Source organism: Chryseobacterium bernardetii (assembly GCF_003815975.1).
In the GTDB taxonomy this organism is placed as follows: domain Bacteria; phylum Bacteroidota; class Bacteroidia; order Flavobacteriales; family Weeksellaceae; genus Chryseobacterium; species Chryseobacterium bernardetii.
Genome location: NZ_CP033932.1, coordinates 5,060,833 through 5,081,405 on the forward strand (window position 1 = coordinate 5,060,833; position 20,573 = coordinate 5,081,405).

At 36.5% G+C, this 20,573-nt stretch carries 11 protein-coding genes; 2 read left to right on the forward strand and 9 right to left on the reverse strand.

Annotated features, from left to right (window positions below; genetic code table 11):
• Positions 1 to 8 precede the first annotated feature (8 nt).
• The 9 genes from EG339_RS22935 to EG339_RS22975 all read right to left on the reverse strand — a co-directional run bounded on the left by EG339_RS22935 (position 9) and on the right by EG339_RS22975 (position 18,488).
• Positions 9 to 3,698 (reverse strand): hypothetical protein, encoded by a 3,690-nt coding sequence (locus EG339_RS22935; RefSeq protein ID WP_123872354.1) that lies wholly within the window; start codon positions 3,696 to 3,698, stop codon positions 9 to 11.
• Positions 3,695 to 5,875: a hypothetical protein gene (locus EG339_RS22940; protein ID WP_123872355.1), complete on the reverse strand. Its 2,181-nt coding sequence runs from the start codon at positions 5,873 to 5,875 to the stop codon at positions 3,695 to 3,697. The genes EG339_RS22935 and EG339_RS22940 overlap by 4 nt, the downstream gene beginning before the upstream one ends.
• A 329-nt stretch (positions 5,876 to 6,204) precedes the next feature.
• A complete protein-coding gene (locus EG339_RS22945) occupies positions 6,205 to 6,711 on the reverse strand; it encodes a M15 family metallopeptidase (protein WP_123872357.1) in 507 nt (168 codons plus the stop codon).
• 409 nt (positions 6,712 to 7,120) lie between these two features.
• Complete coding sequence (locus EG339_RS22950; RefSeq protein WP_123872359.1) at positions 7,121 to 8,578, reverse strand: hypothetical protein; 1,458 nt, start codon at positions 8,576 to 8,578, stop codon at positions 7,121 to 7,123.
• Positions 8,579 to 8,684: 106 nt separating this feature from the next.
• Entirely contained in the window at positions 8,685 to 9,449 is a 765-nt protein-coding gene (locus EG339_RS22955; protein WP_123872361.1) for a LytR/AlgR family response regulator transcription factor, read from the reverse strand.
• A gap of 73 nt (positions 9,450 to 9,522) precedes the next feature.
• Positions 9,523 to 10,842, reverse strand: coding sequence for a RagB/SusD family nutrient uptake outer membrane protein (locus EG339_RS22960; RefSeq protein ID WP_123872362.1), 1,320 nt, complete (start codon positions 10,840 to 10,842; stop codon positions 9,523 to 9,525).
• Between the two features lie 12 nt (positions 10,843 to 10,854).
• On the reverse strand, positions 10,855 to 14,187 hold the full coding sequence (locus EG339_RS22965; RefSeq protein WP_123872364.1) for a SusC/RagA family TonB-linked outer membrane protein: 3,333 nt from the start codon (positions 14,185 to 14,187) through the stop codon (positions 10,855 to 10,857).
• Between the two features lie 6 nt (positions 14,188 to 14,193).
• Positions 14,194 to 16,779: a zinc-dependent metalloprotease gene (locus EG339_RS22970; RefSeq protein ID WP_123872366.1), complete on the reverse strand. Its 2,586-nt coding sequence runs from the start codon at positions 16,777 to 16,779 to the stop codon at positions 14,194 to 14,196.
• A gap of 113 nt (positions 16,780 to 16,892) precedes the next feature.
• Positions 16,893 to 18,488 carry a histidine kinase gene (locus tag EG339_RS22975; protein WP_228459670.1) on the reverse strand — a complete coding sequence of 532 codons (1,596 nt, stop codon included), beginning with the start codon at positions 18,486 to 18,488 and terminating at the stop codon, positions 16,893 to 16,895.
• A gap of 273 nt (positions 18,489 to 18,761) precedes the next feature.
• Here EG339_RS22975 and EG339_RS22980 point away from each other — a divergent pair, with 273 nt between their 5' ends.
• Positions 18,762 to 19,937, forward strand: coding sequence for a thioredoxin family protein (locus tag EG339_RS22980; RefSeq protein ID WP_123872368.1), 1,176 nt, complete (start codon positions 18,762 to 18,764; stop codon positions 19,935 to 19,937).
• Between the two features lie 6 nt (positions 19,938 to 19,943).
• The gene (locus tag EG339_RS22985; protein WP_123872370.1) at positions 19,944 to 20,570 is read left to right on the forward strand and encodes a DUF3575 domain-containing protein; all 627 of its coding nucleotides are present in this window, start codon (positions 19,944 to 19,946) and stop codon (positions 20,568 to 20,570) included.
• Positions 20,571 to 20,573 lie beyond the last annotated feature (3 nt).

The window sequence follows — 20,573 nt, forward strand, 5'->3', positions numbered from 1 at the left end:
ATATTTATTTATTTTTTTATTATTCTATTATACATACTTTCCATTAGATCTTCTCTTGTTGTACCAAAAGTAGTAGGATTTATTTCAGTAAAATCACTTCTTTTATAAGGAGATGGTTTTAATCTTTGCTTAAATATTGCCAAAGGTATCGTCTGCGGATTTCCAAACCTATCAATATATCTTATCTCAATGCTATGTATTGTAGATAATACTTCGCTACCAGAAACCTGCTGCCAAACAGGTTTAGTATTATATTCATTTAGTATAAAGGCTTTTGCTGCATTAATGTCATCCGGTAATTGCCTAAAAAACTCTAATTTTTGTGCATCATCATATTTTTTAGCACCAACCGAATTATTTGAATCTCCTGGTTTCAGTTTGGCACTATATTGTGTTTTAAATTTATTTAAATTAGTATCTACAACCATAGCATCCATCTCCAAATAATTCCCCGGTTTTATAGATTTTCCATCAACTGATTTAAATAAGATATCAACATTATACATGACATCATCAGATGGTAATATTAACTTATTCAAATAAATCCGCATTGGTTTTTCAATCATATCTCCTTTAGTATAAGCGTTTGCCCTATTTAAGATAAGTTTTGCTGCACTTTTTTTCAATGGGTTAGTAAACTCTTCTTTGTTTTTATATGCTTTAACAGCTTTTGAAATCTGATCTTTAAAAGAGTCAATGTATTCATAACTATAATTATTGATCAGCCAAAAATGTACATTTTCTTCTAATAACACCCTCCCTGCGATATTTTGACTAATATATTCTGGTATTTTTTTAGGGCTTTTTACAAAACCATCAAAAAGCTTTTCTTCAATTCTGCCAAACTTACTACAAAGTTCAATCTTATCAGCAATACTACATGTTTTAAACTCATCTATAAGATTCGGTTCAAATCTAAAACGTTTCCAAGAATCAACAAAGTATATATTCCCTTTAATTTCATTTATCTGAGTAATAGAAGCTGTTTCAAAGTCATCCAGAAATTTCAATCTTTTTTGAGTACTCAATGCAGAAAGAGCTTGTCTTGTTTTGTAAGATTGATAAAAGGTAATAATATTATTTGTTCTAATATTATCTTTAATAACCTCAATCAAATTCCTGTCAATAATATTTGCTGTATACAATTTATCCCAATTTGCAATTACATCAGCATTATTCATTTGAAGCAAAACATCATCCGGAGCATTTTTAAAGTCATCAAAAAATACATTTTTCTTTCCTTCTTCCCACAGGTCAAATTTTGATGTAATTTCCTGATGAGCTCCAATTCTATTTTGACGGAAGTTTTCAATTTGGGCAACTTCAACACCTGCTAAACTATTTACAGAATTTCTTACTTCCAATGGAAGACTATCAAAATAGGATGCTCCTTTCACTATTTTAGCTTGATTTATAGCTAAACTCTTCATCGCTAAGGATGCTCCTGCTCCCAAAATAGTTAAATAAAAGAACATTTTATGTAAGTCTTCATACTGGGTAGTATCTTCTCCTACGTCAGCTTTTTCTTTCATAAAATCATAATATCGTGTACAGGTTGAGCTTAATAAAGTAAAAATCTCAGCAGTTGAACCCATTCCTTCTAATACAAGTACTGTATATGCAGCTCCCTGGCCTGCTTTAAAGGCTCGTCCAATTACAGTAATATACCTTAAATAGCTAAAACTTTTAATAATACCAACTCCTCCTGTTATGAAAAACAGACCAACATCGAATGCAACCCCTAAAGCAAAGTTTAATGTAGCATCCATTTCTTTCATTAGCTGATAATCTCTCGTATAGTACCATAAGAATGCAGGAATATAGGGTACAGTAGGAAAATTCGCTGATAATTTTTCATCAATTTTTAACCCGTGTAAGGTAATAGGCTGATAAAGATGGAATGTTAAAGGTTGAGGAGAACCAACCGTTCCAGGCTTAACATCACCATCCGAACTGGTATAAAATGTGTTATAGGACATTAATGATTGAAGAATAGTTCCCTTTATGATAGGATCTGTATAACTTCTTACAATTGATCTTACAACTTTTATATCTTCCTGATTGGAATAAGGCACATCGTTTCCCTGCCACACAGTCCCATATTCAATCGTGAAATTGCTAATTCTATTCTGTACAGCATCATTATAATATTCTAATCCCTGCCCAGGAGTAAGAAAGAAAGATTGTGTATTAATATTATTTTCAGGGTTCATACTATTCGGAAAATAATACATATTATATTTAGAACGTTTCCATAGTTTGTATATCAAGAAAATATAATTGGTCCTGTAATCTTTTGTTTGTAAAAAGAATCCAATAATAGGTGCAATTCGCATTATTCTTCCTACACTAAATTTCTTTTCCAGGATCTCAAAATTACTAAGATTATCATTACCAATTTGTAAAAGAAAGCTGAGAAATTTTTCTCCGTCTTCTGGAACGGAATAAAAAGAAGACATAATTCTCAGACATTGATCTTCATCTTCCTGTGAAAATCCCGGATTCTTAATGAAATCTTTGATCAGTTCTTCTCTAATAGAATATGGGAGTAATGATAATGCTGAAGGAGGCAATATACTTTTTAGTACTTTCAACCTTTCATCACTTCTCCACTTAAGTAGCGCAGCTCCTTGTAATGGCGTTGTAAATGAATTATGATACCCTAAATAGTAAGGAGAAGGATACATAAAAGAGTAATTGGATGGTGGCGGATTAAGTGGAAACAGCCCAGTTTCATTCTTTTCCCTTAAATTATGATAAAAATTATCCAATGCTGAACTGTAGTTCGAAAAAGCTTCATAATATCCATCATAGAAATAATCATTTTGAGGAATAGGAATAAGTTCTCTTGTATTATTTAAACCAGCAAACCCCCAATCTCTTAATAAATGCCCGATAACCCGATCAATCTCTTGAAATTTATACTCTTGTCCTATTTTCTGATCAATTGTTCCATTTTTAGCGGCTTCTTCAATACTGGCAATAGGATCCATTGCAAGAATATCCAATACTTCCTGTCTAATCCAATAAATGGCAAAACAAATATTCATCATCTTCATGTAAAGTACTTTCTTTGCAGACAATTGAAGATTTGTTGAAGTTCTTATTTTATTGAAATTCTTTTCAAAAAAATGGCCTTCTTCTGTATTTAATCTTGATTTAAGAGAAACTGTTTTCACATTATATTTCGGACTTTGCAAATCTCCATTTACTACAGTAGGATAGGTAGTATAATCATTATACTGGATAGTATCATCTCCCATTTTAAAGGATTGATCTAAAAAAGTATAATAGGTACTAAGATTATCATCAAAAATAAGTCTTCCTATCTGAAAAATGTCCCCTATAGATCCTAGCTCCAAATGATTATCAAACCAAACCGAATCTATGGTATTAATATTATGTAGCTCTTGATAAACTTTGATGGGATTATTCTTTAATTTTATAAAGTAAGATTTTTTTAGAAAACCTTGCCTTCCCTCTTTTCTTTGTGAATCTAAATAATAATGATTTCTTCCGGTAAATATATAGGTGTTTTCCAGATTAGGTACTGCATCATTGACAGTAAACTCGACTATTTGCCCTTCTGCATCAAATCGCATATTTGTCAAAGAATATGTAGCATTTTGTTTTCCTAATCTATCTATACCACTACTTTTTATTACTTGCCCTTTAGGCGTTAAAAATGCTGTACTCATATTTGTGGTAATTTCATGTTTTCTGATGCTCCTGAAAAATCGTAAGAAGAAGGCATCCATTTTGCGTACTCGTCCGAAGTGAATGTTACATTATCAAATGTGTAAACATATACTTGTTGTGTTGGTTCAACAATAATTAACTTGCCTGCCTGATCTTCCCCTATAACTGACAAAGAATATTTCTTATATGTTCTTTGCTCCTGAGACGTATAGCTTGCATTAGGATCTTCTAATAAGTTCCTAAAATAAAATTTAGGATTGTTAATCTGTTGCTGATTAATTAAGGGGATGAACAAAGAGTTTTCAGCAAATGTTACCCCTAATATTTTTTTACTTGAAACACTACCGTCTTCTAAATGTAAAGACAAACTTGTTACTCTTTTTGCCTCATTATCAGTATAAGTCACTGGCTGTAAATAATATGGTTTATCAGGAGTGTAAAAATTATTTATCTTATCATTATAGGAAATTGTTCCACTATTAGAATTATCCTGATAAGCAGCTCTGCTTTCAAAAAATGCTCCTATGTTCTGACGAATATTATTCAACAACGTCTCATAAGTAACCCTTTTCAGACTTTCCGTATCATTTTTCATGATCAGATCCTCTACTTTCTTAGTAGTTACTGTTGCAATGTCTTTTCCGCCTGCTTTATTTTCAAAATCAATCAATAATAAATTCTGATCAATTACATATACAAGCTCATTGTCGCCTTTAGACTGAATTTTCGGAGTCACATTAATCATCCCGAAAATATCATCAATGTCCTTCAAATCATACGTTGTACTTACAACAGGATCACCTGGATTCGGGCCAGGAGTTTCAGAAGTAATTTTCACCGTTTTCCCTTCATAAATCAACTGTATAAAAGAAGCAACCGTTTTACCGGCACTTGTTTTATCTAATTTGAAAGTAATAGGTTTCGTGAAATTGGTATCTACTCCGTTTGCTTCCTCCTGAAGCAGGTTTTTCCCTCTGATAAAACAATCCTCATTTCGGGTATCTGCATGTAAAACGCCTTGTTTTACATACATAGCAGCGGCGTCATTGTTATCTGTTGTAAGCTGAACTACCAATGAGGGTTGTGCAGCCAGCTCTTTTACCGGCCAGCCTGCTTCAAACTGTTCTAAAGCAAGGTTTGCAGTGGTGGGTCCAATTTTAATATTGTTGGTACTTCCTTCCAGGTTCTGATTTCCGTAGAAATTATAGGATCTCTGCCTGCTGCCCTGGATGTACAGATAGGTTGTATCAGCCGTTTTAAAGCCTGAAATCTGACTGGCAATTTCTTCTACTGTCTGCAGAACAGAGTTATCACTCATATGGATCTTCCCTTTCCCCTGCGTATGCAAACCATAAAAAGCTGCAATATCAAGGAATTGGGTGGCAGTTTCCCGGATCAGCTTCTTTTGAAAAGCATTGCTACCAACAGCCTGATCTAAAACGTGGTCAGGCTTGCGGGCAAAAGCCAGATTCAATTGAAATGGATTCGGGTCATTAGCTACTGTATAGTCTCCTTCGTTCAATACAATATCAATACCTATGCTTCCTGTTACATTTCCAAGATGGGTTCCCCTTGGGATCATCGGCAGCTCAAAAGCTTTTTTAGGCTGTTCAGTAGCAGTACCTCCAGTGACTTCAACTTTAGAGATCTTAAGGAAATAGTCATCAATAAGATCAGTTTCTAATTGGGAATTTCCTACCGGAAAGCCGATATGCTGAGCAGTAAACTGAGGAACAGCAATTCCCAGCATATTATAAAGCCCTGTAAATTCTTTTTTGATAATGTCTACAAAGGCTGTTGGTGTTCCTGATGTGATTAAATCCCCTTGGAAGAAATCTGATCTGTTCAGACCTCTGTATACGATATATTTGATCGCTAATCCTTTAATCGGCTGACTAAAAGGCTTCAGGATCGCATTTACTTTAGTGGCATCTGTACCACAAGGTTGTAAAAATACCTGTCCTTGGCAAATGGTATATACTTTGCCAGTAAAGCTTATTTTGGAAGTGGTCCTGAATACAGTTCCATTGGCTCCAAACTTTTCGGCCAGGCTTTGCGAGAACGACTTTCCCTTCTCCAGGAAGAAGAAAGATTCCGGCAGAAGATCCGGTCGTATGTTAAGCCCTTTGCTGTCGGGAGCTGTTGATAAGCTTCCCGATGGAATATTTTGTGGCATTTTTGTGATTTTTGGTGTTAATAAAAGGTAAGACGGTAGTAATGATCAGTCTGATAACTGAAAAGTATTCTGAACCCTTAAGGTTACTGAAGGCTGTAAGAATAATAAGCCTGGTTATTTTTTAAAGAGTGTTTTCTTAAAAATTCGATATGATTTTTCTTCATGCATCTTAGCTGCTTCAATAGTTCTGTTATTCAGTATTTTTTCAGATTTTACCAACTGTTCAATAAGGAAGAAGAGTTTTATTTTTCCGGAAAAGACAAAACCCTTCCTGTACAATCATTCCGGTTGATTGTAGTATTGATTTTCACTGTAAAATAATCCCGGGATTATTTCGTAAAAATTACATATCCGTCTTTATCTTTTGGTAAGTTTTGTAAGTTTCTCCAGGTTGCTTTGACCTTTCGTTCGCCTTTCCAGATGAAGCTTCGCTCAAAATGCGGCAGGTCCTTAAAGGTTTTCCAGTTTCCGCCCCAGTTCCAGCCGTGCTTAGCAAAAATCTTCACACATTCGTACCAGTCGGCTACGCCATCATTATCCCAGTCTTTCGCAGTATCCCAGCTTGCTGTTTTTCCGTCGATAATCAGGCAGATATCTACTGCTAATCCGTAATTGTGAATGCTTTGTCCGGCTTTAGCATTGGTGACTTTTTTCCCGGCTTTTGTTCTCCCCTGTGCATACAGTTCATCTTGTTCTTTGAAAGTTCTCAGGCCTTGGGTAATTCTTACTTTTGCTCTCCCGGTAAGGGCTTCATCACATTCTTTTACGATCTGTGTGACTTCTTTCCTTACCAATGGATGGAGATTTTCTATTCTGTTTTCACTTGGTTTATCCATGAATGATTACTATTTTGTGATTGGGTGTTTGATTCTTTAGCAAAGCTATTTAAGGCCGACGCCAAAACTTGACGTATTATTTTCTATAATTAAAAATATGAAATTTATTTACTGCCAGGCATGAGCCGCCAGATAGGCTGGAAATGGTAAACATCATTGGGATAAGCAAGTGTACAGTCATTTATAGTTCGTTGTTTAATTCTGAAACAAAAGTAGCAGCCACCAACGTCAAAACTTGACGTATTATATTTTTTTCCGGAAAAATTTCATCACAGAAGCAGTATTCATTGAAACTATGTATTAATCAAGCCAGAGGAAGGAAATCAGAAACTTTTACTCTATTATTAGAACAAAAATCCGGCAACAGAATAGATCTATTGCCGGATTTAATTATTTGCACCTGTATTTATTACTTCTTACATTTACTGTAGTCAGAAATAATCTGGATCAGGTTCTGTTCATTTTTAAGATCAAGGCTTTCCTTTTTTAACTGATCGGAGACTGTTTTACAATCCTTAAGATAATCTGCCAGCTTTTCCGAAAGTTTATCATTAGACCTGTTATCAAGCATTTGTCCTTTAGGCTGAAGGTCTGTTTTGATCACATATTTCTGCAGTTCTACAGGATCCTGAAGCAGCATGATTTTATTTTCTTTAGCAATAAGCCTGTAGAAATAAGAATTATTGCCATGCAAACTTCCGTAGTTCTGCATTTTTTTCATAAATTCTCCTTTTACATCCAATCCGTAATAACATTCTTCATTTCCATTAGGAGAAACACAGAAATGCACGCCAGAATCTGCATCATAGATCTTAGTTGCCATACTGTTCATTCCTGGTAGCTGTTTTTTAAGGGTAACGCGCTGCCCAAAGAAGTCTGCACCTCCTTCAGGAAGTTTCTGGCCGGTTCTTTCGGTATCCAGCATTTCAAACCAGATAGTGATCCTTCCTTCTGTTTTCTTTCCTGATCTTTCTACCAGATATCCCGGAACATCATATAAATTGATGCTTCGATTAACAGCATCAGCCACCTTTGCATGCTGCAGTTCCTGATTTTTATAATAAGCCTGGTGCTCCAGCGTATATCCCTGAATAAAAAGATTCGCTATAAACTCATTTACAAAAGCGTAATCCGATTGGGCATAAGGTCTTGTGGCTGTAAAAGTAAATTCATTCTGATCAAAAGTTCTTACCACATATGTCTTGATGCCCTGTGCCTGGTACATAGAGGCCACTTTAATCCCATCCAGATCACTTACTTCAAGACATGGCCCAGCATTGCTGAAACCAACACAATTATAGCCTTTGGCATAACCTATTATTTTAGCCGGATAAGAACCATTATTGATCAAAATCTCTCCTCTTGACCCTAATCTTGGATTATAAAGACTTCTGATATTGTCAAGCCTGCTTTTTCTTTCATTATCTTCGGCAATGCTATTGGTTTTTGCTTTCAAATATTTATCCGCTAAATTTTTCCTTGGTGTGGTAAAAAACTTCTCTACCTCATTTTTATCAAATCCATTTTCATCGAAAAGATGGTATTTTACAGCCAGTTGATGGGCTACAATTCTGTCCGGCTTAAAAGAGGTGATTAATACTTCATACGGAATCTGAGTGGTTTTTCCATCTGCCGATTTCATATCCAGATAATAAAGAAACTGGTCCTTTGCTAAGGTAACTCCTTTAAGATCTGCATCAAAAACCTTTTCATTGGCCAAGGTATAAAATTCAAAATGATCCCTGTAAGGAGATTTCAAAATTCCGGCTTCTTTTTCATTGACCAGGATTTTGTCTCTCTTCAGCTGTATCTTTTGGGAGAATACCAAAGAAGAAAATAATAATGCTGTTAATAGATATATTTTCATGTTTAATAGTTAACAATAATTGAAAGATGGAAAATACGAAAAAAAATGAAGAGAGGGAAGGTTGGGAGCTAGTACTTCCCTCTTCCGGCATCAGGCTTCCTGCTTTTTAGTTCTTCAGCCAGTTCAGACATTCAGTAATCTGCATTTTACTGATAAATACTTCATCGCTTACTTCCGGTTTGGGAGAAAGTTTCAATTCTACCTTTTGGCTTGAATGTTTAATAATCTCAGTAATAGCTTCTTTATTGATGATAAACTTTCGGCTTACTTTAAAGAAAACCTGTGGATTCAGTTTCTGGATAATATCTTTAATGGTATCGTCATAAATATAAGTCTGATTATCCATTGTAGTAAGGAAAAGGTATTTTCCTGAAGCAAAAAAATAGGCTGTATTCTGCTCATCTATGGATTTCAGCTTATTACCTTCTCTTACCATAAAACGTTTCATCATTTCAGCATCTTCTCCCTGGCGTAAGGTAGATATGGATTTCAATAAAGGTTCGGGGTCAAAATTATTTCGGATGGAAACAAATTTCTGCAATGCCTGGTGGAGATCTTCCTCTTCAAAAGGTTTCAGAACATAATCTATCGTGAAATGCCTGAAAACCCGCATCGCATACTCATCAAATGCCGTAATAAAGATAATGGGAGTAAAAAGCTCTACCTGCTCAAAAATTTCCAGGCTCATCCCGTCACCAAGATGAATATCCATAAAAATAAGATCGGCTGAGTTACTTTCAAAGAAATCTATCGCCATTTTTTTGGAACGAAGAACTACTATTTCCGTCACAGGAATGATGTTTTGTTTACCCAAAAGATCCTTCAGATAATTAACAGCCAGCAGCTCATCTTCTATAATGGCAATTTTCATAAATACAAAAGTACAAAAAAACCGCTAGAACGGTTAAATTCCAGCGGTTTCAAGGGTTTTTGATATGAAGTTTCTATAAATTAGGATTATTCTTCTTCGCGCTCATTGGATATTCTATCGTATATCTCGGATCATTCTGCTGAAGAATATAGTCCTTACCGTTAATGGTATGTTTAATCTCTTTCTGGTTGGCTCTTCTCAGATCAAACCATCTGTGCCCTTCCACAGCAAATTCCCTGGATCTTTCATCAAGGATGAAATTCATGAAATCTGTGGCGTTCATTGGAGCTATTGAAGCCTGAACAGCTGTATATCCTTCCGGAGTATATCTGTTTTTAAGAACTTTGGATAGGGTTTCTTTAGCTTCATCAAGTTTGTTCAGTTTCAGAAGAGCTTCAGATTTTATGAAATACATTTCTGCAGTTCTGAAAGATACTTTAAATTCTGAACTTCCTTTCTTAATGATTTTATACTGGCTTCCATTTTTTTCAAAATAGAGTTTGAATCTTTTATCTGTAGTAGTGTTGAATTTCGACATCAGCTCAGAAGATGCAAAGGATAAGTTCTGTGCAGCACTGTCAAACACATCATCTAATGCCATAATAGATTCTACAGCCATATAATGATGAGGAAGCGTATTGCTTGTATTCAGGTCAACCAGGTCTCCTTTCATCGCTAATGCCTGTTCTGCATAAGATAAAGCTTTATTCCAGTCGTTTTGATAAAGTGCCGTTCTGGCCTGTAAAGCCATTAATGCAATCTTAGAGAACCTGTAATTGATACCGGCTGCCTGCTTCTGCTCTACCATAAGACCTTCCGCTTTACTCATATCAGCATGAATAAGGTCATAAACTGCCTGTACACTCGATGGCTTCAGTACGGCTTCAATATCCATTTCAAGATTCAGAGGAACCCCTCTGTCTGTAGAAGCTGTAGCACTATTGTATGGCTTCGCATAAAGGTTAACCATATCAAAATAGGTATAAGCCCGTAATGCATAGGCTTCAGCGAGAATCTGTCTCTTTTCAGGAGAATCTGCCATGGTTTTGGCTCCTTCATTAATGATCTGGTTCAGGTAAAAAATCACTGAATAAAACCTCACCCATGGAAATTCTGCTGTTGCAGAATCATTATTGGTGTCTTTCCACATCGCAATTTCGCGGTACACATTAAAATCACTGATATTTTCGTTAATGGTTACCTCATCGGTACGAAGTACTGATAATGATTTATGGGCCGGATATTTTGCATATGCCGAGGTAAGAACTTTACGGTAGTCTTCAACAGTGGTTGGAATGACTTTTCCTTCAGGCTGAATATCCAGAAATCTGTCACATCCTACACTGGTAAAGCTGATAACGGCTAATGCTATAATAGTTGTTATTTTTTTCATTTTTTTCAAGTTTTAAAAAGAAACATTAAATCCTACTGTAACCGATTTAGCAATAGGCTGTGCATAAATATTACCATACGTTTCCGGATCAAAATATCCTTTATATCCATTACTGAATACAAACAGGTTACGCCCTTCCACACTTACTCTAAGACTGCTGATTCCCATTGGAGCTGTAAACTCTTTCGGAAGTGTATAGCCCAGGCGGATGCTGCTGATCCTTAAGTAACTGATCTCTTTAGCCCATACATCAAGCAATCCGTAAGTATTGGAACGGTTACCAGCAAACCATTTATTAGCCATCCATCCATTCGGGTTGGCATCCATATCCGGACTTGTAATTCCTGGCAATGAGCCCCCTGCTTCATAGATTTCTCTTGTATAATTTCTTCCTCTGTCAAGCTCCATTCCTCTGTAAGATGGGCTGCGCATTACCGTCTGCTTAAAGTTGAATGTTGCAGAAATGGTCAGATCAAAATTCTTTACCTTGAAATTGTTGATGATTCCTCCTGTGAACTTAGGATCTCTGTCGCCCACATAAGTGAACAGGTTTCTCAGTTCTTCGTTTGTTAATTTTGTATCCACGAACTGCCCCGGAAGAAAGTCTGCATACACATCATAAAGCTTGAAGAATTCTTCGGCAGATACCTTTTCATTTCCTTTCCAGAACATTGGGTTTCCATACGCATCCATTCCTGCTGTTTTTAAAGCAAATACGGAATTTACAGGAAGACCTTCCCTGGATGGAAGCATCGCATTATCACGAGGCTGCTCACTTAGCACTTTACTCTTATTATGGGCAAAGTTGATAGTGGTGGACCACTTAAAGTTTTCTTTGTCAATATTTCTGGTAGATAAAGCCAATTCAAAACCTTTGTTGGTAAGGCTTCCCCAGTTCATCATAGTATATTCGAACCCGGATTCAAGCGGAGTCTCCTTCATACTGATCATATCCGTACCTTTTCTGCTGTAAACATCAGCGGTAAGATTAATACGGTTTTTGAATAATCCAAGATCAAGACCAAAGTTCACATTGGTTGTTTTTTCCCAACGAAGTTTATCATTTGGCGGACTGATCACATTGATTACATCTTCTCTCATTCCCGGAAGAATATTGGCATAATTGTATTCACCAATAAAAAATGGCGAAGTATTACGGTCAATATTTCCCTGTAGACCGTAAGAAGCTCTCAGTCTAAGGTTGGAAACAGGAGTAATATTCTGCATGAAGTTTTCCTTTGTTACCAGCCATGAACCGGAAACGGCCCAAATCGGAAGATATTTATACTTTTTGTTCACCCCAAATAAGTTGGTACCATCATATCGTACACTTCCGAAGAAAGTATATTTCTGATCGTAAGTGTAGGAAGCTGTAGCAAACATAGATGCATAAGCGTTTTCTACAGGCGGCATTTCACGGTATGTCTCATATTTTTTCTCTGCTGCAAAACTGGAGCTAGGAAAAGCGATAGGAGTAGCCGTTCTGGTATTTTTGTTGTACCCGAAAGCCCTGGTAAGCGTTGTGTTATCTTTTGTCTTACGGATTTCTGTTCCTGCCATTAAATCAATTTCATGTACGGAATTGATTTTGGTGTTATAAGTTCCCTGTAACTTCCAGTTGTATTGGAAGAAATCATTATCCCAGTTTTGTTTGATATCTCCTGCAGGCAGAAAGTATTTATAGCCGCCATCTTTATAATACCGGGTTCCTTCCTTCATCTTTCTGGTGAAATAGGTCTCCTGTCCGGCATATTTTTCCGTCTTGTTGGTATCATACTGAATTCCTAACTGAGACGTGAATTTCAGGTTTTTTGAAACTTTATATTCCAAATCCAAAATAGCCTTCAAAGAGTGGTTTTTCAGTGTATAGCTTGTGTTCTGTCTTTCTTCAAGGAAATTGAAAGGAACATAAGTGTCTGCAAAACCATCAATATCTTTATCATATCTGTAGCTTCCATCCGGATTGAACGGATTCATGTACGGATTGGCATTTCTTGAATAATTAACCGGGCTTGCCGCTGCATCAGCATCCGTCATAAATGATTCTTTCTCGCTCTGAGTACCAAAAACAGAGATTCCTGCCGTTAATTTATCACTTAACTTATAATTATTCTTTAAGGTCAGGTTATAACGTTTAAATCCTGTACCAATGGTTGTTCCCTCTTCATCATAATACCCCAAAGAGAAATAGTAATCTGATGTTTCTCCACCTCCGGAAATACTTACTCCATATTGTTTATTGATGGCATTTCTGTACAATAATTTCCCCCAATCTGTGGTATTATTTCTTAGTGCATTGATCTGATTACGCGTGAATGGCGTTAAAGCATCAAAACCTCCGTTCCTGAAGTCATTAAGTTGGTTATTTTGAGTTAAAATTCTCATCACTTCCCCTTTATCTGCACGGTAAGTAAGATCTGCACGCTTGGCAAGCATTAATTCAAGATCTACTTTCTCTGATGCATTCATCAGGTTTAATTTTTCAAAATCAGGACGGGCTGTTACGAAAGTATCGGCAGAGAAATTTAATCTCATAGTTCCCTTCTTCCCTTTCTTCGTGGTAATTGAAATTACCCCGTTGGCAGCTCTTGCCCCATAAATGGCTGTTGCTGCAGCATCTTTCAGAATAGTAATATCTTCAATATCATTCGGGTTCAGTCCTGCAATGGAGAAATTCTGAAGCTGATCGATATTGTCTTTATCACTGAAGTTAGGGACATCATTTCCTTCTAACGGAAGACCATCAATTACCCATAGCGGATCCTGTGGCCCTGATAAAGACGCTGTTCCACGGATTCTGATCTTTGCAGGTCCTCCCGGAGATCCCGTTTCCGGAGTTACCACTACCCCGGCAATCTGTCCGGATAACATCTGGTCTACACTCGCAACACCAGCCTGGCTGATATTGTCCATTTTTACTGTCGCAACTGCTGAGGTCTGTTTACGTTTTTCGATCTTCTGATATCCGGTAATGATAACTTCCTGAATTTTATTTTTATCTGAAACTTCAGGAACCAGCCTTACCGTATAATTGGTCTTATCTTCATTGATCTGAATGATACGGGATTCATACCCCGGAAAGCTTACCAGGATTGATTTCGTACCTGCCGGAATTTCCAATATAAATTTTCCGTCTTTATCGGTTACTGTACCTACTGATACACTTTCGATGATACCGTCCAGATCAGTTTTTGTAGAAACGGACTGGGTTTCTATCTTTACAGATGCTCCTGCAATTACGCTGGAAGTATTACCGTCTTCTATCTTTCCTGTAATGGTCTTTTTTTCCTGAGCCAACGCAACCTGGGCAGCTAAAAGAGGTAAAAGGATTAGAGTTTTTTTCATTGCTGTTTATTTGTTTAAAGCCTCTTCAATACGAATAATTAAGTCTGTATAATGCGCCCTTGAAGCGTCATCACCTCTGTATCTGGTACTGTTCAGTATATTCAGAACTTTTTGCAGTTCCGCTCTCTTATACGTTGTTACTTCAGATACTCTCTTCATGGATGAATAATTGATGTTTCTAAGGTTTTTACCTTCTTCATGATAGTTGCAGATCATCGGCATATTCAGCGTCTGATCTGTTTTCAATGTTTTTACGGCTGTTTTTTCGAATAATTTGTTCACCGAAACAATCAATGCATCCACATAGTTTTTCTGCGCCATTTTCTCAAGCATCGTGAGGCTTCCTTTCTTATTAAAAATGGCTGTTCTTACCTGCTCAAACAGGTTTTCAACGGTATAAATCTCCTCTTTGGAACCTGACACTTCATGCTTTAACTCGTTCTCAAGCAGTCTAAGCAATCGGTCGTCCATAAACAGGGAATAGATGTTGGCATACTGCATTCCTCTTGCCAGGGTATATGGCGTCTGTTCAAACGGCCCCATTGGTGAATTTTTCACCGGATATGTTTTCTCAGTAATCGGGTTAAAGAATAACCATTCCGGAAGATTGATGGAATTTTTAACCAGATAATCCACTGCTCTTCTCTGAGTTTCGGCAGGAACTGCTTCATAGGCTTTCTTTTTGTTTCCGAAAACCGTATTATTCAGGTAAATTCCACCTACATTTGCCATTACATGCCCTGTATACAGATCCCATTGTCCAATGACACCCATGTATAATCTCCCTGCATCCGTATAATCTTTACCGTCTTCATAGGTCCATTTCAACAGGTTATTGGCTACTATCTTCAGGTTTTTCATTCCGTATTCGCTGGCTTTCATGGCATCATCACCTAAATCTTCCGACTGTGAGCGCGGATCTATGGTTTCAAGATAACTCTGCTGTTCACCGTAGAAATACAAAGGATCATCCTCATGTTTATCAATCAGGTTTTTTAATGCTTTTTTCTCAACGAATTCATCCGGATACCAACGGTAGCCCCATTCAATGGCATACTTATCATAGATTCCGATCTTTGGAGTAATGGCTGTAACCCCGTCTTCCGGTTGTGCTACATAATTGTAACGTGCGTAATCCATAATAGAAGGCGCTGTACCTCCCATTTTATCTGTAAATTCTTTGGAACGGAGCGATTCTACAGGGAATGCGAAGGAAGATCCCATATTGTGCTTCAGTCCGAAGGTATGCCCTACCTCATGGGACGATACAAAACGGATAGCTTCTCCCATATATTCGTCACTGAATGTATTGGCTCTTGCCTTCGGATCAATAGGCCCGATCTGAATTCTCATCCATTCCTGAAGGGAAGTCATTACATTGTGCCACCAGATGATATCCGCTTCGATGATCTCTCCACTTCTCGGATCTACTACGGATGGTCCCATCGCATTAGATTTTGGAGAAGCGGCATAGGTAATCACAGAATATCTTACATCATCAATATCAAAATCTTCATCTTTTTCGTCCGGCATCTTGGCAATCACCGCATTTTTAAATCCTGCCTGCTCAAAAGCAACCTGCCAGTCATGAACTCCTGCAATGATTTTCTCTCGCCATTGTTTTGGCGTTGAAGGATCTATATAATAAACAATCTGCTTTTTAGGCTCTACCAATTCACCTCGCAGATATTTTTCCTTGTCTTCTTCTTTAGGTTCCAAATTCCAGCGGGTAATGAAGAATTTCTCATCCATTTTCTGCTGCTGGTCATTAAAAGCCCAGTGCTTTTCGCTGAAGAACCCTACTCTTGCATCTGCAATCCTTGGCTTCATAGGAACTTTAGGGAGCAATACCAGGTTACTTGTTACTCCAAGGGTTACAGGTAGATCTACTCCACCTTCATTCACCGAAGTGCTCAGCTGGGATTTTACCACAAGGTTTTCCGGGAATGTTTTTACTCCTTCAATAAAGGAAAGACTTGATTTTACTGATCCGCCAAGGCCCACATTTGCCAACACATCATTAAAGCTTTTCTGATTTCCGTCAAAAACCTTATTTACTTTAATGGCTACCGAAGTTGAATCATTGTTTTGGGCTTCAATATCAAAAACCTCAATAACAGATCCTGAAAAGTTATCTTTAACAGATTTTGTAATGGCGTCATTTTTAGGAGAAGATACTTTAGCCTCAGAAGTTCTTACCCATACTTTTTTGGCCACGCTGTCTTTGTGAAAAGAAATGATCTTATTCTCATAGTTCATTCCTTTGTTCAGACCTGCCTCATTTACCTGTAATGGTACCTGAGAAAGCTTGTTCACTACCAAAAACTGACGTCCCATTAAACTATCAGGGATTTCAAAATAAAGATCTGTTTTTACCTGAATGGTATTGAAAAGTCCTTTTTTATAAGTTCCTTTCTTAATCAGTTCGTCAATTTTTTTCGTTTTCTTTGATGATGAAACATCTGCTTTTTCGGTTTTGTCCTTGGTCGTTTTTACAGTATCTTTTTTCTGTGCAAGGACGGCCGGCGATGCCATGGCTAATCCAAGATACAGTGCAAGCCTGTAATTCTTCATTAAAATAGTCCGATTCATTCCAAATAGTAAATATCTTAGTTTCAGCTGGCAAAGCTATAGGTATAGTGAATTATATAAGGTCTTTTAGGGAGTGAATGGTGATTATTCGGGAGTGAATGGATTTTTTCATTTTAATCCATTAATGGCAAAAAACATATAAAATTTTCACCATCTACTGAAATATGAAGCGGATTTTCTCTAAAATACTCATAAACCTGATTCAAATAATCAATTCCAAATTTCTCTCCCTGTACGCTTTCCTTTTTAGGCTGATATGTATTCTTTACCGTGATCCCTTTCTCTTCTACCTCAATTGTAATTTCCAAAGGTTGGTCTATTGTAGCAACATTGTGTTTTATAGCATTTTCCGTTACAATCTGAAGGGATAAATAAGGAATTCTTTTCTTTACACTTTCGGGATCTTTTATAATAAGCTGGAAAATCAGTTCTTCATCGAACCTGCTTTTCAGAAGCTCCATATATTTCTGAATAAAATCAATTTCCTTAGAAACAGGTACAATATTCTCCTTTGGCGGAACAATCAGATATCTGTAGATCTTGGAAAGATTCATGGTAAATTTCTGTGCATTCTCCTTATTAATTCCAATCAGCATATATAAAGAATTCAGGGAATTGAACAGAAAGTGGGGATTGATATTATTTTTGAGCTGCTGCAACTGGTTAATCACTTCTGCTTTATGCATTTTTTCATTCTCTACCAATAACAGGTTTTTTTCAGACTGTATCTTTTCTTTTTCCCTGTAGGCTATGCTTATAGAGCGCTGGAATAAAATAAAAACCGTGACAATCAGAAATAAGGCGGCCAGAAATATATAAACCGTATAGGCTTCTACCTTACTGATATTTTCATCTGTAATAAAATTGACATAATTAACCACCGCATACCCGTCAAAATTATCCGTTTTCAGAGGTTTTATAAAACGTGTGACCTCCATCCCCAGATATTCTGAGTTGGCAATTCCTTCCGTATATCCTGATTTTGCACTGCTGCACAAAGTATCCTTTGCTTTGATATCTGTGAAACTGAAAATATTTTTCCCTATGTACTTTTTTTCGGGATGGGTAATACAGATTCCTTCCTTCGTAAAAACATAAGCATAGGTATTTGAACTTTTATCTACATTGGTAAAATACTGATGGAGATCATCCAGGCTTACGGTAGAACCATAGTAAAGTACATTTTTTTCCGGTAATACAAGAGAATCGTAACTCACCCAGAACATACTGTCTTTACGGCTTATCAAGAGATCTTTGAAGTGTCCTGAACCTGTATTTTTAATGGCAAGAGATCCTTTTTCATTGTTTCTCTCCTTGAAAATGGCAGACAGAGGATTATTGCTTTCGTATTTTCCTGTTTTATTATTGTCATAATAATACCAGCTGTAGGTTAACAGGTTTCTTTTTTTATTTAAATCATTTAAAACCAGGGAATAATCTCTGTAGTTTTTTAATCCGTCTTTTTGAATCAGCTCACGAAGCAGATACTGATAATCTTCAATGTTCTTGAATTCGCTTTCCACAGATTCATATTTTCTGAAAAACGTTTTTTTTGCGAAGTCTTCATTATTTTTACGATTATCTTCGGCAATTAAATGACTTAAAACAGCGAAAGCCACTACTGCAATCAAACAGGTGGATAAAGCGGCAATGTAAATAGATTTTTGGGATAAGGCGTGCTTAAAACCAATATTCAATTTCTTCTGCATTATATTACCACAAAAAAACAGACAATACTGAAGTAAAGCCTGAAATTTCGCGATCTCTTTGTAAATTATTAGTTTGCAAAGATATAACAAAGATCTGAGGACTATTCAGTGAATTAAACTTATCTTAAGAAAATGATCAGAAAGCAGACAGCCTAACTAACCAATACCTAACAGGCATAAGTCTTAAAATTAGTTAATATCACCATTCAACTTTCAGATTCCCTCTTTTATATTTTGAAAATTATTTATCTTCGCTTCAAATCTTATTTGAAAATGAAGAAGATCATCTCCGGGATATCTATTGTTTGCTCCATTATCATCTCTGCTCAAGAGACTATACAGTTTCAGGAACTACCATTTAAGGAAATTATTGCCAAAGCTAAAAAAGAAAAAAAACTGGTTTTTATTGATGCGTATGCTTCCTGGTGTGGACCATGCAAAATGATGGAAAAAAATATTTTCCCGCAGAAATCTGTGAGAGAATACTTTAATACCAACTTCATTAATGCAAGATTTGATATGGAAAAAGGAGAAGGAAGAGATCTGGCTGCCAAATTCGGAGTTCGATCTTATCCTACCTATCTTTTCCTGAATGGTGAAGGTGAACTTGTATCCAGAAATACGGGCTATATGGAAGAAAGCATGTTTGTAGCAATGGCTCAGGATATTAATTCGCAAGGAAACAAAAAAGGTTCCCTTAAAGAAAGATTTGCGAACGGAGAAAAAGACCCTGAATTCCTGATCAATATCATGAAACTGAATTCTGATACTGATTACGAGTTTGCTAAAAAAGCCTCTGAAAGGTATTTTGAAAACAAAAAAGCAACTGATCCGATGTCAAAAGAAGAAATAGGATACATGTTATTTTTTCTAAAATCAACAGAGGATTCCAATTATAAAGCTTTTGCATCCAGAAAAGCAGAGATCATAAAATATCTTCCCGAAGAAACATACAATGAATTTGATGGCCAGCTGAAGTTATCAAAAATTGTGGAACAGTCCATTGATGATAAAAATAAAAAAATCAACGAAGAGTATTTTATGAAAATGGCAGAACTATTGGTAGGAAAACAAATGGCTACCACAAAGCTCAACCAGACCAAACTTAGCTATTATGAACACAATGCTAACTTCCCGGAATATGAAAAAGCGGCTTTGGATTATTATAAAACCCCGGATTCATTTAATCCTGACGAACTTTTAAGGGCAGCATGGATATTTGTAGATCATGTACAAACACCATCTTCACTGAAGAAAGCAACAGAATGGGCTGAAAAATCTGTAATGAGAGGAGAAACCTCTGAAAACACATATATCCTAGCAAAACTTTATTTTTTAACAGGAAATAAGGATATGGCCAAAAACTATGCTGAAATGTCCAGAAATATGGCAGTCCAGGCTAACAGGGATTCCAAACTGGCAGAAGAATTATTAAAACAAATAAAATAACACTTGATGAAATACAGAGTATTAATGGGTGCTTTAGCATTTCTGAGTATAGGTTCACTAAAGGCTCAGGAACAGGAACAAAGCGACGAAAAAAGTTTATATGTAAAGGGAAATGCTCTTTTTTTACCAATAGGTATTTTCAATCTGGGGATAGAAAAGCAGATCAGCCCTAAATATACCCTTCAGGGAGATGTTTTTATCTCACCATGGAAATCTTTTGCAGGACATAAACTGCAGTTTTATTCTGTTTCCGCTGAAGGAAGATATTATTTTAAAGAAGCCTTTAAACATTGGTATATAGGAGCCAATCTCTCTGTTGCTGCTTACAACGCCCAAAAATGGAATTATTGGAATGACAATATCACTCAAAAAGATGATGGAGAATACTTAATGAATTCTAATCTTTACCAAAAAGGATATTCCATCATGTTAGGTGTTACCGGTGGATACCAATTTCAGTTATCTGACCGTTGGAATCTTGACCTTTATGCTACCATAGGAACTTCACAAAGCTTTTATAAGGGATATGACAGAACCACCGGGAGACGTTATGATTCTGCAGAGAAATTTAACAAAAGTGGTGAAATCATCCCCTACAGAGGTGGTGTGATGATCTCTTACAAATTTAAATAATAT